The organism is Paenibacillus donghaensis, assembly GCF_002192415.1.
In the GTDB taxonomy this organism is placed as follows: Bacteria; Bacillota; Bacilli; order Paenibacillales; family Paenibacillaceae; genus Paenibacillus_AQ; species Paenibacillus_AQ donghaensis.
On the sequence record NZ_CP021780.1, the window covers coordinates 6,550,818 to 6,566,172 of the forward strand.

At 55.8% G+C, this 15,355-nt stretch carries 14 protein-coding genes; 2 read left to right on the plus strand and 12 right to left on the minus strand.

What is annotated here, in order from left to right; all coding sequences use genetic code 11:
* The 12 genes from B9T62_RS29675 to B9T62_RS29730 all read right to left on the minus strand — a co-directional run bounded on the left by B9T62_RS29675 (nt 1) and on the right by B9T62_RS29730 (nt 12,220).
* Nucleotides 1-1,635 (minus strand): formate--tetrahydrofolate ligase, encoded by a 1,635-nt coding sequence (locus B9T62_RS29675; protein WP_087918548.1) that lies wholly within the window; start codon nt 1,633-1,635, stop codon nt 1-3.
* 189 nt (nt 1,636-1,824) lie between these two features.
* On the minus strand, nt 1,825-2,301 hold the full coding sequence (locus tag B9T62_RS29680; RefSeq protein ID WP_087918549.1) for a glutathione peroxidase: 477 nt from the start codon (nt 2,299-2,301) through the stop codon (nt 1,825-1,827).
* Nucleotides 2,302-2,401: 100 nt separating this feature from the next.
* Nucleotides 2,402-3,424 (minus strand): LLM class flavin-dependent oxidoreductase, encoded by a 1,023-nt coding sequence (locus tag B9T62_RS29685; RefSeq protein ID WP_087918550.1) that lies wholly within the window; start codon nt 3,422-3,424, stop codon nt 2,402-2,404.
* 278 nt (nt 3,425-3,702) lie between these two features.
* Entirely contained in the window at nt 3,703-4,575 is an 873-nt protein-coding gene (locus tag B9T62_RS29690) for a M15 family metallopeptidase (protein ID WP_087918551.1), read from the minus strand.
* A gap of 120 nt (nt 4,576-4,695) precedes the next feature.
* Nucleotides 4,696-6,465, minus strand: a complete 1,770-nt coding sequence (locus B9T62_RS29695) for a DEAD/DEAH box helicase (protein WP_245864127.1) — start codon at nt 6,463-6,465, stop codon at nt 4,696-4,698.
* Between the two features lie 439 nt (nt 6,466-6,904).
* Nucleotides 6,905-8,575, minus strand: coding sequence for an ABC1 kinase family protein (locus B9T62_RS29700; RefSeq protein ID WP_087918553.1), 1,671 nt, complete (start codon nt 8,573-8,575; stop codon nt 6,905-6,907).
* Nucleotides 8,576-8,923: a phasin family protein gene (locus B9T62_RS29705; RefSeq protein WP_087918554.1), complete on the minus strand. Its 348-nt coding sequence runs from the start codon at nt 8,921-8,923 to the stop codon at nt 8,576-8,578.
* 118 nt (nt 8,924-9,041) lie between these two features.
* Nucleotides 9,042-9,674, minus strand: coding sequence for a ThuA domain-containing protein (locus B9T62_RS29710; RefSeq protein WP_087918555.1), 633 nt, complete (start codon nt 9,672-9,674; stop codon nt 9,042-9,044).
* A gap of 423 nt (nt 9,675-10,097) precedes the next feature.
* Nucleotides 10,098-10,919, minus strand: coding sequence for a uroporphyrinogen-III synthase (locus B9T62_RS29720; protein WP_087918557.1), 822 nt, complete (start codon nt 10,917-10,919; stop codon nt 10,098-10,100).
* Between the two features lie 94 nt (nt 10,920-11,013).
* Nucleotides 11,014-11,148: a hypothetical protein gene (locus B9T62_RS41365; protein ID WP_281257652.1), complete on the minus strand. Its 135-nt coding sequence runs from the start codon at nt 11,146-11,148 to the stop codon at nt 11,014-11,016.
* 246 nt (nt 11,149-11,394) lie between these two features.
* The gene (locus B9T62_RS29725) at nt 11,395-11,790 is read right to left on the minus strand and encodes a Fur family transcriptional regulator (RefSeq protein WP_087920477.1); all 396 of its coding nucleotides are present in this window, start codon (nt 11,788-11,790) and stop codon (nt 11,395-11,397) included.
* A gap of 160 nt (nt 11,791-11,950) precedes the next feature.
* Entirely contained in the window at nt 11,951-12,220 is a 270-nt protein-coding gene (locus B9T62_RS29730) for a Ger(x)C family spore germination C-terminal domain-containing protein (protein WP_157794059.1), read from the minus strand.
* Nucleotides 12,221-12,376: 156 nt separating this feature from the next.
* Between B9T62_RS29730 and B9T62_RS29735 the strand changes: the two genes are divergently transcribed.
* Together B9T62_RS29735 and B9T62_RS29740 are read left to right on the plus strand one after the other, a co-directional pair.
* Entirely contained in the window at nt 12,377-13,918 is a 1,542-nt protein-coding gene (locus tag B9T62_RS29735) for an FAD-dependent oxidoreductase (protein WP_087918559.1), read from the plus strand.
* A gap of 37 nt (nt 13,919-13,955) precedes the next feature.
* Complete coding sequence (locus tag B9T62_RS29740) at nt 13,956-14,675, plus strand: 3-ketoacyl-ACP reductase (RefSeq protein ID WP_087918560.1); 720 nt, start codon at nt 13,956-13,958, stop codon at nt 14,673-14,675.
* Nucleotides 14,676-15,355: the final 680 nt, after the last annotated feature.

Below are 15,355 nucleotides of genomic sequence, written 5' to 3' on the forward strand. Positions count from 1 at the left end.
CTACAGCAAGCCCTGCAGCTCGCCGTCCTCATCCAGATGCAGCCCTTCCGCAGCCGGCCGGGCCGGAAGGCCCGGCATCGTGACAATATTGCCGGTAATCACTACGGCAAATCCAGCACCCAAGGAAAGCGTGATGTCCCGTACTCCTAGGGTGAAGCCTTGGGGAGCGCCCAACAGCCGGGGCTGGTCCGAGAAGGAATACGGCGTCTTCGCCATACAGACCTGCAGCCCGTTCAGCCCAAGCCGCTCAATCACCGCCAGGCTGCGTTTCGCAGCTTGGGAGAAGGCTACCTCGGCACCGCGATAAATCTCGCGCACAAGGGTATGAATCTTGGCCGGAATATCCGCGTTGTCCTCATACAATGGGGCGAAGCCGCCTGTGTCTTCCTGTTCCAGCAGCTTCTGCAGCGCCTCAGCCAGCTCCAGTCCGCCGGCACTGCCCTGTGCCCATACTTTGGATACGGCGGCAGGGACACCGAGGCGGCGGCAGGCCTCGCGGATCTCATCGATCTCAGCTGCCGAATCACCTTCAAAATGATTGATGGCCACCAGCACAGGCACGCCAAATTTGCCCAGATTCTCAATATGACGCTCCATGTTGGACAGCCCAGCGAGCAAGGCCGCGCGGTTGGCTGCATACAGCTCATCTTTGCGCACTCCGCCGTTGTATTTCAGCGACTTGGCCGTTACTACCAAGACCGCTGCCGCAGGAGCAAGCCCGGCCTGGCGGCATTTGATATCCATGAACTTCTCCGCACCCAGATCAGCGCCGAAGCCCGCTTCTGTTACTACCACTTCAGCCAGCTTCAGAGCATAACGGGTGCCGATAACACTGCTGCAGCCATGAGCAATATTGGCGAACGGTCCGCCGTGTACAATAACCGGCGTTCCCTCCAGCGTCTGCACCAGGTTCGGCTTCACCGCTTCTTTTAGCAGCGCCGTCATCGCTTCCACCGCGCCAATCTCCTTGGCGGTTACCGGTTCGCCCTGACGGTTGTATCCGACCAGCATACGGCTAAGCCGTTTCTGCAGATCAGCCAGGTTGTCGCACAGGCACAGCACGGCCATAATCTCGGAGGCCGTAGTAATCTGGAAGCCGCTCTCGCGCACAGCACCGTTCCCGTCTCCGAGTCCAGTCACAATGCTGCGCAGACTGCGGTCGTTCATGTCCATGACTCTTTTCCACATAATGCGCTGCGGATCCAGATCAAGCGCATTGCCATGAAATATATGATTGTCGATCATTGCCGACAACAGATTATGTGCGGTCGTAACCGCATGGATGTCGCCCGTGAAATGCAGATTGATCTCATCCGCAGGCACAATTTGCGCTTTGCCGCCCCCGGTCGCTCCACCCTTCATGCCTAGGCAGGGGCCGAGGGAAGGCTCGCGCAGTGCAGCCACCGTCTTGACTCCTGCCGCATTCATCGCTTGGGCCAGCCCGATGGTGGTCAGCGTCTTTCCTTCGCCCGCAGGCGTGGGATTTACCGCAGTGACCAGCACCAGCTTGCCGTTTGGCTTGTTCTTAAGCTCTTCCCACAGCGACGGAGAGAGCTTGCTTTTGTATTTGCCGTACAATTCCAAATGCTGTCCATCAATGCCTGCTTCTGCTGCTACCTCTGTAATTAACCTCATGCTCTTAAGAAACCCTCCTGCCGTTATTATCCTGAATCTTCGCGCACCCTATGCGAGTCAGCCGTATGTATGTTGGGTGCATTCTATACAAAGGATACCCTGTCTGGAGAGAGCGTCAAGCATTATCTTTCAGAAAAGTTCACATGTGCTGGCAGACACAGTAAGCACAAACGGCTTGGCGGTCTGAAACTACAGCAAAGACTCAATGGTCTCTTTCATCGTTTCTGGTGATTCCTTCGGCTCTACCCGGGCCACAACATTGCCGCTGCGGTCCACCAGGAACTTGGTGAAGTTCCACTGGATATCGCTGGTGTCGCCGGTGCCGGGCTGTTGGCCTTTGAGGTATTGGAACAGCGGGCTGGCCTCGGGTCCGTTCACATCCATTTTGGCGAATACCGGGAAGGTGACTCCATAGTTAATCTGGCAGAACTCTTCCGCTTCCTCGCTGGTGCCTGGCTCCTGGCCGGCGAACTGGTTGCAGGGAAAGCCCAGCACAGCAAGTCCCTGTGCTCCATATTCCTCATTCAGCTTCTGGAGGTCGCCATACTGTGGAGTGAGTCCGCATTTGCTGGCCGTGTTGGCAATTAGCAGCACCTTGCCTTCATAGTCCTTTAAAGAGACTTCTTGGCCTGAAGGAGTAAGGGCTGCAAAGCTGTAGATCGACATTTCTGTTCCCAACCTTTCGCTAAGGGGATTTGATTCCATTCAAATTTAAACTTATCTGCAGCCGAAAGCAAACTTTGCAGTTCTGGCTCTTCTGGGACGCTCAGCCCTGCCTCACTCCCTGCAGGCCACAGGCAGAGGCAATCAGCTGCAAGGACTTCAGCTTGTCGGGGAAGCTGTGAATCAGGCTGGCAACCATGATCTCTTCACATTGGTAGCTCTCGGCAAGGACTTCAAGCTGGCTTTTGACTTCTGCGGGTGTCCCGACTACCATCCGTCTGCGGTTCTCCTGAATGCGGAATAAGTCAAAGGGAGCGTATTTATAACTTTGGGCAATCTCAGGCGAAGGCGTACGGGTGGAAGCATGTCCTTTCTCAAGCAGCACAAGCGCCAGATCGATACTGGAGGCTAAGCGGTCCGCTTCCCCGGCCGTTTCGGCACAGACGGCAAAAACAGCCACCATAGCCCGCGGCTTGCTGTCTGCAACGGAAGGACGAAAGCTCTGCACATACGCCTTCACAGCTTCAGCGCCTCCGTCCCCATTGATGAATTGGGCAAAAACAAACCCCATTCCCTGCTTCGCAGCCAGTGCCGCGCTGTCCTTGCTGGAGCCAAGCAGCCAGAGCTCGGGAGCCGTATCCACGGCAGGAGAGGCCAGCAGTCCGGCAAACCGGTGGTCCGGGCCGGTCTCGTCCTGCAGGTAGCCCTGCAGATCCTGAAGCTGCTGCTCGTAGCGGTCCAACTCGCGGCCCTGGTGGTTCTCCTGCAGCGCCCGGGTAGCCAGGCCTCCTCCGCCCGGCGCTCTCCCTGCCCCCAGATCAATCCTTCCGGGGTACAACCCCTCCAACACCCGGAAATTCTCCGCTACCTTATAGGCGCTGTAATGCGGAAGCAGCACCCCTCCCGAGCCGATCCGCAGCTTGGTAGTTACCGCTCCCAGATGCGCCATCAGCACCTCCGGACTTGAGCCTGCCAGCCCGCTGGCCGCATGATGCTCCGACACCCAGAAGCGGTGATAGCCGAGCTGTTCAGCCTCCCGCGCAAGCAGAGAGGTCTGCGCCAGCGCTTCGGCCGGCGAGCTGCCCTCCGATACCGGAGACTGGTCAAGCACACTTAATCTGATCATTTCGCCACTCTCCTTTTGAGAAGAATAGAACATTTTATCTTTACTGCTTAAGTCCAGCAAGGTACTATGGGGAAATTCTACCACTATTGGATCTCAGTAAGGCGATTGGATAAGCTTTATGCGAAAGGACAAGAGGCCTAAGTAGTAACATTTTATCTTTTTTTCCAGTATATCACGTAAACACAGCAGGCTCCTCCCCCGGTTAATCGGAGAAGGAGCCTGCGCTGCAGCTATACAGTTGTGGGCCTGCGGGCTGATAAGTACAGCCCAACGTCCATTTATTGAGCAGACACCGGAATTACGTCATAATATTCTTCCAGCGTCAGTCCGGAAGCTTCAACCCGTTCGGCAATGTCCTTGCCGACATAACGCACATGCCAAGGCTCGTACATATACCCTGTAATCGCTTGTTTGCCTTCCAGATAACGGATAATGTAGCCGTATTCCGCTGCATGCGCGGCCAGCCACTCCGCTTCCGGCGTGCCTCCGAAACAGCTCTCGGCGGCACATTTGCCGTCACTGCCGGAGATGTCGATCGACAGGCCGGTCTGATGCTCACTATAGCCGGGAACCGCGCTATAGGTGCGGGCCTTCTCCTCGCCGTCTCGCTCCACATAAAGGTTGAAGAGGCCTCTCTGGGTGTTCTCCGAGCGGTAAGCAGACACTCCGGCCAGATAGATGCCGTCCGCTTCCGCACCTGCAAACATTTCCTTCAGGGCGGCGGCCGCTTCGCTGCGCATCATCCGTTTCTCGATTTTTTCCTTGAAGATAAAACGCACATCGGGATAGACCAGATCCGTAGGCTCGTAGTCCTCCGGCAGCTTAATTTGCTTGTTGACCAATACCGCAATATTGTCAGGCTGCGCGGCAACCATCACCACACCTTCCTCACCGCTACCCGGCTCATCGGTCTCTATATAAATATCCTCCGGCTTAAGCCCCGGTCTGGGTGTCGCAGCAGCGCCGGGATCTTCTCCCGCCACTTCTCCTCCGCCTGTACCGGGAGGCTTGCCCTGAAGGCCGCCGTTACCCGATATATCCGTTCCGCTATTGTCCGTGGCGGCAGGTGCAGGCGACGTATATCTCCCTATCGCCCAACCGGCCGCAAGTACAAGAACTAACAAGAGCAATATTTTCGTTCCTCTAGACATCTGTACGTCTCCTCTCCACCTCCTCTACAGGGAGGGCCTAAAAACAAATGTTACCATAGGTTATTGGCCTAACGCCAACATCCTATGGTAACAGGTTCTATTTACAGGTATCCAGCACCTTTATCTGGATGTGCCGCGTCCGCCGCTCTTGAAGCCACCGGAGCCACCGCTCCGGCCGCCGCGCGAAGACCCGCCACTGCTTCCAGTGCCACCGCCGGTGCCGCGTCCGCCCTTGCCGCCGAAGCCGGCTTTACCGCCGCTCTTGCCCTTGCCTTTGGCGCTGCCATAGCCGCTGCCTGGCCCGCCCCGCGGCTTGCCGCCGGTGTAGGCTCCGCCGTCTGCGCCTCTGGCTACATTCTCGCTGTAGCCAGTGCTCGGACGGCCCTTGCCTACGCCGCGCTGCGCGCCCGCGCCGGAGACTGCCGCCGGAGCGGCTGGGCTTTCGCCTCTGGAGGCGAAAGCGCCGTAGCCGCCGCCGACTCTCGGCACGCCGGCAGCCTTGGCTGCGCCCGTGCCGCCCTTCGGCGGCGCGGCGCTGTAGTCGCTGCGCTTGCCGCCGCTGGCCGCGTCACCACGGCTGCGGCGTCCTTCCGCAGGCGCGGCCCAGCCGCCTGCGTCCTTGCCGCGTCCGCGGCCGCCCTGGCGAGCGCCGCCACCTTCGCGCGGTGCTCCGCCGCTGCGGCCTGCGCCGCGGCTGGCGGTCTTCGGCCCGCGTCCGGCACGCGCCGACTCGGGCGCTGCGTTCTGGCGGCCTCCATGACGGCCGCCGCCAACGAGGATGCCGCTGAATTCGCCAACCCCGAATTCATCTTTCTCATAACGGCGGCGGTCCAGCCGCTGCGAGATGCCATGCTCGATCAGATCCAGGTTGCCCTGCTCGCGCGGGGACACGAAGGTGATCGCCAGGCCCTTGCCTCCGGCACGGCCGGTACGGCCGATCCGGTGGATGTAGCTGTCCGCATCCAGCGGCAGATCATAGTTGAAGATGTGGGTGATACCTTCCACATCCAGACCACGTGCGGCTACGTCCGTAGCTACGAGCAGCTGCAGTTTGGCATCGCGGAATCTTTTCATGACGGCTTCGCGTTTGCCCTGGGACAAGTCGCCATGCAGCTCATCGCAATCGTAACCCGCTTCACGCAGCGCTTCATTCAGCTTGGATACCCGCCGTTTGGTGCGGCAGAACACAATCGCAAGGTAAGGCCGGTCGCGTTCGATCAGACCTTTAAGCGCTTCTTCCTTATTGCGGTCAGAGCATTCAATTACCTGCTGCTGGATATTGTCCAGCGGAATCGGCGAACCGCTCTTGATGATGATGTCCAGCGGCTCTTTCATGTAGTTCGCAGCCAGCCGTTTCACCGGATCAGGCATCGTTGCCGAGAACAGCATCGTCTGGCGGCGGTAAGGAACGGCCGTAATGATCGTCTCCACATCCTCCAGGAAACCCATATGCAGCATCTGGTCAGCCTCATCCAGCACCAGCATCTTCACGCCGTCCAGATCCAGGGTGCCGCGGCGCATATGATCCAGCAGCCGGCCCGGTGTTCCGATAATCAGATGTCTGCCGCCTTCCAGCTTGCGCAGCTGCTTGTCCACATCCTGGCCGCCGTATACTGCGAGAATCTTAACGTCTGTATGACGCGCCAGCTTGCGGGCCTCCTCTGTAATCTGCAGGGCCAGCTCACGTGTAGGAGCCAGAATCAGCGCCTGCGGATAAGCCTTCTCGGTATAAATCTTGTCCATAATCGGCAGCAGGAACGCCAGCGTCTTCCCGGTTCCTGTCTTGGCTCTGGCGATAACATCAAGCCCTTGCACCAATGGCGGAATCGCTTCCTGCTGTACAGGGGTAGGCTTCACTATGCCCTGCCCTTGAAGCAACGTGCTCAACAATTCTGATATTCCTAATTCTTTAAAACCCGGCAAATTCTCCACCTCACTTATATTCTTCAAATTTGGTTATAGAACGTGAACTTAAGAATGTTCTATTCGGAGCCCTTTCATTCTTAAGTTCATCTTGTACAGCTTAGTGATTCTTTCTAAGTATCGGATCAGGCTTCACCTGCAACAAACAAAAGCGGAAGAACCCCACCGGAGTCCTTCCGTCCCATTGAATCTTGACCATCTCTTTATTTATAACCATATAGCTCTACAGAGCAATGAAGGCAATGTCTGGGTTAAGTATCTCCCTGCGCGCGCCGACCTGCCGCACAGTTTAGAAAGTAATCTTTTACATTGTACTAGATACAATCCCTTTTGTGTGTAAATACACAACATTTATTATTCAGGCAACCCAGCCGCACAGGCATAGGATTCCCCAATTACAGGACATCTAGAAGCGGCCTGACTTAATAATGGAGAACAGCAGCCATAGGAACAGCAGCAGCGCCACCACTCCGCCGATTTCCACTGCCGGGAAGTCCCACAGCAGCGACGGTGTGCCCCGCAGGGCGGAACCGACAATCAGGCCGACCATGATAATGCTGAAGGCCAGCAGTACAATGCTGAAGGACAGGCGGTTCCCTACCCGGACCAGCTTGCGTTCGAGTCCCTGCAGCTCTGGCAGCCCGACCTCCACCTTCAGCTTGCCCTTGCCGATCAGCGCCGACAGCTGCCTGGCCTGGGCGGGCAGCTCGACCAGACTCTCCGCCAGATCGGCCACGCCTCCCCAGAGCTTGCGCTGCAGCCTGCCGCTGCTAAAGCGCTGCTTCACCAGTTGGCGGCCAAAAGGCTCCGCCATCTGCACAATGCTGAACGCGGGGTCCATGTTTCCCACGACCCCCTCCAGCGTCAGCATGGTTTTGCCCAGCATCGCCAGATCGGGCGGAATGACCAGCTGGTGCTTACGGGCGATGCCGAACAGGTCGTTCAGCGCTTTGCCGATGCTCACCTTGTTAAAGGGAACATCGTAATATTCCTCCCGAAGCCGGTCCATGTCCTCATGAAGTGCGCTCCGGTCAGCATCCTCGCCGATTACGCCTAACCTCAGTATTGCCCGCACCATAGAATCGGTATTCTTCCGCATCAGCGCAATAATCAGTGCAGAGAGATGATCCTTCATCTCCTCGCTCAGCCGGCCGACCATACCGAAGTCAATCAGCGCCAGCCGTCCGTCTGCCAGCACCATGACATTCCCTGGATGGGGATCGGCATGGAAGAAACCATGGATGAAGATCTGTTTCAGCATCATCTCCACAAGCTGCTGGGCAACGGCCTTCAGCTCGAAACCCCGGCTGACGAGTTCTTCGGTGCGGTTAAGCGTAATTCCCTCCACATAATCCATGGTCAGCACCCTTGTGGAAGTATAATCCCAGTGGATATCAGGGATGTATGTCTTGTCCTGGCTGGTCAGCTGAAGGGAGATCTTCTCCGCATTGCGGCCCTCCTGGCTGTAATCCAGCTCCGCGAGCAGCGATTTCGTGAACTCCTCTGTCATGCGGGACAAGCCGTATTGCTTGGCCCAATCCAGCCGGCGCTCGGCAAGCACGCTAAGATCACGCAGAATCTCCAGATCACGGCTCATCGTCCGCAGCACGCCCGGACGCTGGATCTTGACGGCTACAACTTGACCGCCGTGCAGCACAGCCCGGTGCACCTGGCCGATTGAGGCCGCTGCCAGCGGGGTATTGTCAAAGGATTCAAAGATTTCGTCGATATGCTGGTCCATTTCCTGCTCGACGATCTGCCGCGCGCCGTCCGCAGAGAACGGCGGCACATGATCCTGCAGCTTCACCAGCTCCTGTATGATCGAATCGGGAAGCAGGTCGGAGCGTGTACTGGCCAGCTGGCCCAGCTTGACAAAAGTTGGCCCCAGCTCCTCCAGAACAAGGCGGACCCGTTCCCCGAGTGTAAGACTTAGATGAGCCTCCTGCGTCACCAGACGGCGCGGCAGCGAGAGCAGATGATAGAGTCCCAGCTCCTCCACCATATAGCCGAAGCCATGGCGCATAAGCGCCATGGCAATGGAGCGGTAACGTCCGGCATGCCTGATGCGGACCGCCATTTATTCCGTACGCGTTTCCGGCAAGGTTCCCTCAAGATGGGAAATGCCCTCAAGCTCGGCCACACGGGCCTCGAGTTCAGCAACCTTCGCTTCAAGTGCAGCGATTTCGCTGTGCTGGGGCACCTTCAACTCTTTAAGAACTCGCTGAACCTGCTCCTGCACTGCCGTCTTAAGTATTCCGCGCTCTTCTTCGCCGCGTTCTACCAGCCGGTCAACGAGTGCTTTGGATTCCGAGGGAGCCAGTTCCCCGCGTTTCACGAGTTCTTCCACTACCTTCTCCACTTTTTCCTTGCTGACAATGGTGAGGCCCACTCCTAAAGAGATCGCTTTTTTGAACAAATCACTCATGGTACTTTCCTCCCAAAGATTCCGCTGTGCGAACAAACGGAAGTTATGGTTAAAGTATACCCTATCCTGGCCATTATTCACAAAACAGTCCAGCAAGGCGTTCCGGATTTCCCGAAATTTATCTGTGGATGCGGGCAGCCCAGGTCGCAGCCTGCAGAATAAATTTCCGCACTTCCGGATGGCGGAAGGACGGCTCATGGTGACCAGGCATCAGATAGACCACCCGGCCCTGGCCGTAGCTGTGGCACCAAGCCGCAGGCAGCCATTCCCCTTCCGCTTCATACTGGAGCAGAATGGTCTTCTCCGTGAACGGATCGAACTCAAAGCGATAAGGCTCCTCATCCAGCTGGAAGTCTGCTATGCCTTCCGTGATGTCATGCTCCAGCACTCTGAAATTAAGCGGGGCAAACGGCGGATGGCCGGTGAAGCGGCCGCCGATCAGATGGGCCAGCTCGTAGCGCTTCGCCAGCGACACGCCCGTGTGCAGTACAATCAGACCGCCGCCGCCGCTGACATAGCTGAGAAGTCCCGCGGTTTGCTGAGGCGAAACGGTCTCGTTCCACAGCTCGTTATAGGCGATGCAGAGATCATAACCTGCCAGATGCTCGCCGAGCATCAGCTTCTTGTTCTCCGAGCACTGTACAGTCAGCAGTTCATTCAGAATCTCGCTGATCTGCTTGTCCACTCCCTGCAGGGGGTGAAACCGGGGATGGGTATAATCGCCAAGCAATAAACATTTTCTCTTATCCATAAGGTCCTCCTTGAAGTTTGGTGCGATTGAAGTTTGGTGCGATTTAGAATGTTACTCTAGGACGTTCGGAGTAAATAGATGCGAAAATGCAACTAATTTCAGCTGAAACGCCCATCATCAGGAAAATAAGTGCATATCCGCAACTAAATTCGAGTAAAGCAAGCTTATTACGCTAAAAATCCTAAATTAGGTGCGCTTTCGCACTTATTTCCTCCAAAACAGAAAAAAACGGCTAAATAGATGTAGTTTCGCAACTAATTCGGCGGACCGGACCTTACCGCGCGCGGCGTCGCGTTGCATGACGGTGGTCGACCACATGTGGACCGCTCCTAGGAGACGATCATGGAACTGAATCTGGAGCGTCCAGACCAAGATAGGGAAGTTATGGGGCTTAAACATACACCATATACTCTTGCCATCTAGTTATCGGCTGTTCCGCTGTGCAGCAACATAACGGCCAAGCTCCACCAGCATGCTGCCCATCCGCTCATGCTCAGGCATTACAATCCGCTGTACGCCTTCATCCTTCAGCGCCGCCGAGGTAATGCGGCCTACGGATACGGCAAGCACCTGCTCATTCAAGGCCCGGCGCAGCTCATCCTGCTTGCCCTGCTCCCCGGCGAACTCCCACAGGAAGCGGAACTGCGGTGCGCTTGTGAAGGCTACAGCGTCCAGCGTACCTTCCATAATTTCAGCCAGCAGCCTTGCCAGCGAGCCAGGTTCAGGCAATGTGTGCCGATAAGGCATCAGCTGGCGGACTACTGCGCCCGCCTCTTCCAGCCACTGAACGAGCTGAGGCGCAGATTCACCATGCAGCTGAAGCACGACCTCCTTGCCGTTCAGCTCCAGGTGCTGCATTCCGCGGATCAGTCCGGTCGTACTGCCGTCATCGTCGCGGACATCCGGTTCAATGTCCAGCTTCTTCAGGGCATTGACTGTCTTGTAGCCTCTGGCGGCAATCAGGGAACCGGAGAGCACCGCGCGGAATTGCGCCGTCGTTCCCATACTCTCGGCTTTGCCTATCAGAGCTGTCAGGCCCATTCCCGTGGTGAGGATCGCCAGATACGGCGGATGGCTGATCCATGAGGAGAGACCGGCCTCCAGCAGCTCGTCATCCAGAAACACTGTTCCCTGTGCAGGCCGGAGCAGGGCGGTTCCGCCCATATTGTGCACCAGCTTAGCCATCTCCTCTGATTTGCGGGGGCCGGCGAGGGCGATGGTCATGCCTTGTAATTGCTCTGCCATATTATCTCTCCTTCATAAAGGAACTCTGCGTTATTTGTTTATCAGTATAATTGCAAAGCAAAGAAAAAGAAAAGGCCGATTATTGAAAACTGCCTCATAAAAAGCGAACAGGACCGCATCTGCTGCTTCCGCTGTCAGCCTCCTGCGGCAGGCAGACGGAAGCGGCGGCGAGGCCCTGCAGCTCACGGGAAAGCCGGCCAAGATCGGCGGCGGCGGTGATCTCCTCCATGGATGCCAGCTGCTCCTGCGCAGCGGCCGAGATCGTCTCACTCGCTTTCCTCTGGGACTTAAGTATGATATATTCCGCAGCCTAACTATATAATTATATATCCGGACCGGGAACCCCTCTTTTTACTCTTTTTCTTCAATATTCTCCTGACATTCAGCATTCCTCCACAAAAATGATACAAAAAGACCGCTCTTTTGAAAGCGGTCTTTTCTTATATATTCAACTTGGGCTGCGGCTGCGGGGAAGCTAGTTCAAGCTCTTGCTCCGGCAATCCGAACACACGCCTCCGAATACCACATGTGCATGTGAGATCGAATATCCTGTCTCCGCCGAGACTGTACGAACCCACTCCTCCGGCACCTGGCTCATCACTTCATCTACCGCTCCGCATACTTCACAGATAATATGCTGATGGTCGTCCATCCGGGCATCGTAGCGGCTGGCAGCTTCCCCAAGCTTAAGCTCGCGGATCAGCTGTTTATCGGACAGATAGCGCAAAGAGTTATAGACTGTGCCATAAGCCAGGTTATGTCCATGCTCCACCAGCCGGATCATGACTTCCGCAGCGGTGGGGTGGTCTGGCGAATTGCGGATAATATCATATACAGCTTGGCGTTGGGAGGTCAGATTCAGGTTTCGTATGGTGATCATCCCTTCACTTATTTTTAGATCAAGTATAAATCTCTAGCGGGCAGGCGTCAATTTAACCCCTAATTTACCTGATCATTCCTGAATGCTTAATATCCACCTTCACCTTCACCTCGAATTCAAGCTCCGGGTATAGTCCCTCCCACTCCTTCATTTATGTGGCATTATTGAAGTGCCGCGCCCCGTAATGCAGCCCCCAGCCAAAAGGGTCCATTCCACTGGCCTGAATCCTGGTGAGCATGGCCTTCACTTTATTGCTCAAATCCGCTTCGCCTGCCGCCGAGATCTTTTTCAGCAGCTTATGCGTCACAACCTCCTGTGTGCTATTCTCCTCCAGAATACCCTTGATCTTAATCGTATAGCGGATTCGCGGGGGGACCCTTCTCCGGTGTGAACAGACCGTAGGCAGCACTTGAGCTCTCAAGCCCCTCGCCAAGAATTATCGATTTGCAATGTTGCCATTCCTTATATTGGCACACCGCTTGCGATTTCATGCATTCTGCCCACGCTGCTAGTTTCTTTTGGCGCAACAGTGGTAATAAATGAGAGGATGAGTTCTGGATGAAAGGATGAGATCATAATGGATATCAAGCAAACAACAGCGAGCCTTCCGCAATTTCCGAAATCACTGTGGCGGGATACAGTCGATTTGCCCTCTTTCAGTCCGCTGACTGAGGACATTACAACAGATGTGGCCGTTGTGGGCGGGGGAATTACCGGCATTACCGCAGCTTACCTGCTGGTGAACGCCGGTTATCAGGTGGTGCTGCTGGAGGCGGGGGAGCTGCTGGCAGGCACCACCGGCTTCACCAGCGCCAAGCTCACCACGCAGCACGGCCTCATCTACCATGACCTGCTGCAGCATTTCGGCGAGGAGCAGGCAAGGATGTATCACCGCAGCAATCACGAAGCGATGGAATGGGTGATCCGAACCGCCGAAGAGCTTAAGCTGTCCTGCGGGATCAAACGCGAGCCGGCTTATCTCTATGCCGATGCCGGCGATGACAAAACCCTGAAGCAGCTCGAGAAGGAATACGAAGCTTATCAGCAGCTGGGACTGGCGGGGGAGTGGCAGGACAATATATCCATTCCCTTGATGGCAGGCGGGGCGATCAAGGTCGCAGACCAGGCGCGCTTTCATCCGCTGCAGTATCTGAAGGGCCTGCTGCAGGCCTTTTTGGACAAGGGCGGGGTTGTCTACGAGCATACGATGATTGGGGAGAAGGTCCAGCAGAAGGATCTGTTGACGCTGTTCACAGAGCAGGATGAGCTGAAGATCCATTGCCGCCATGCGGTATCGGCCTCGCATTTTCCTTTCTATGACGGTGGAGCGCTATATTTCTCAAGGCTGCACGCAGAGCGTTCCTATTGCCTGGCAATTGAGCCGGAGACCCCATTCGAGGGCGGGATGTATCTCAGCGCAGGCCAAACTACACGCTCCCTGCGGGCGGTTGAATGGGAAGGCCGGGAGCTGATTATTGTCGGCGGCGACAACCACAAGACGGGCCAGGGCATCTGCACCTTCGGGCATTATGAGAATCTGGAGAAGTTCGCGGGCGAGCTGCTTGGCATCAAGTCCATACCTTACCGCTGGTCTACCCAGGATCTGATTACTCTGGACAGAGTGCCCTATATCGGCAAGATTTCCGGCGAGGAGGAAATTTACATCGCGACCGGATTTAGAAAATGGGGCATGACGAACGGTACGCTGGCCGCGCAGATGATCTGCGATCAGATTCAGGGCAAGGAGCATTCTTGCTCCGAGCTGTACGATCCTTCCCGCTTAAAGGCCAATCCGGGAATCAAGAATTTCATCGTGCAGAATCTTAATGTCGCCAAGGAGCTGGTCTCCGGCAAACTGGAGCCGGCAGATAAGAAGAAGCAAGAATTGCAGCCGGATGAAGGGGCTGTCGTGAAACATGACGGCAAACGGGTCGGCGCATACAGAGATCCCGAGGGCGCTCTTCATCTGGTGGACCGAACCTGCACCCATATGGGCTGCGAATGTGAATGGAATGACGCCGAACGTTCCTGGGACTGCCCTTGCCACGGCTCCCGTTACTCCTACAGCGGCGAGGTGCTGGAGGGACCGGCTACGGTCCCGCTGACGAAGCTGTTATAATAGGGTAGAAATAGTCCAAGGGAGATGATTACAGGTTATGGAAATAAGAGGAAAAAGCGTAGTGATTACCGGTGCAGGCAAAGGGATCGGCAAGGCTCTGGCCCTGGCTTTGGCCAAAGAAAGAGCGAACCTGGGTCTGATCTCCAGAACGTCAGCTGATCTGGAGGCCCTGAAATCAGCCTTAACTGAAGTCTACGATGTGAAGGTGAGCATTGCGGTGGCCGACATCTCCGTGCGCGAGGAGGCGGAACGGGCGGTAGTCTCGCTGCAAGAGAGTCTGGGTAGCTTCGATGCCCTGATCAACAATGCCGGGATCGCCCGGTTCGGGACCTTCCTGGAAATGGACCCTGCGGACTGGGAGCAGCATATGCAGGTTAACCTGTTCGGCACCTATTATGTAACCCGGGCAGCCCTGCCGGCAATGATTGAGCGCAGCAGCGGCAATATCATCAACATCTCCTCCACGGCGGGCGAACGCGGCTTCGCTACCGGCTCTGCCTACTGCGCTTCCAAGTTTGCCCTGATGGGCATGACCGAAGCGCTGGCGCAGGAGGTGCGCAAGCACAACATCCGTGTTGTCGCTTTGACGCCAAGCACCGTCAACACCGCGCTCGCTTCGAGCGCCGGGCTGCCGATCGGCGATGAAGACCGGATGATGCAGCCGGAGGATATTGCCGAGCTGGCGCTGGCAGCATTGAAGCTGCCTGACCGTGTCTTCCTCAAGACGGCCGGGATCTGGACGACTAACCCACAATAAGCAAGGCACACCAGACATCCCGCTTCATGCGCGAATGGCAGTTCTGGTGTGGAGGTTATTGCTTTATATGGTAACAGAGAAGCAGGGGGCAGCTAGCCCCCTGCTTCTCGCATCATGGTTACATATTCATCCATATCGTTCCCAACATCGGTACATCAGCTAACCGGCTTACATGGAAGGTAATTTTTCTAAATTGATTCACGCGGCAGGACAGTATTTTTTCATTTTTTCCATAAACAGCTGGAGTGGTTTCCTAAGAGCCATCAAATTAGTTGCAAAAGTGCATCTAATTAGCTGATTTTTACCATGTTGGAGCAAATAGTTGCAAAAAAGCACCTAATTCCGGTGTTTGAGCGTTCAAGACTTGATTTACCCGAAATTAGTTGCATTATTGCACTTAATCGCCTCCTGACAGAGGTTCCAGCTGAAATTAGTTGCAGTTTCGCATCTAATTGCGTTGAACGTTCCGGAGTAACATTCTAAACCCTCATTGAGACCTAAGCAGTAACCCTCATTGAATGTTACTTTTCCTATGTATAGAGCAAATGTTATACTCTGCATCAACCTTCAGGAAAGGTGTTCCAAGGAGTAACGCGTAGGTGGCTATAGGGAAAAACTACCGTTAATTTGCGGAATTGTTCGATTCCCATGGGTTATAGGGAAAGTGACCACTAAATGCT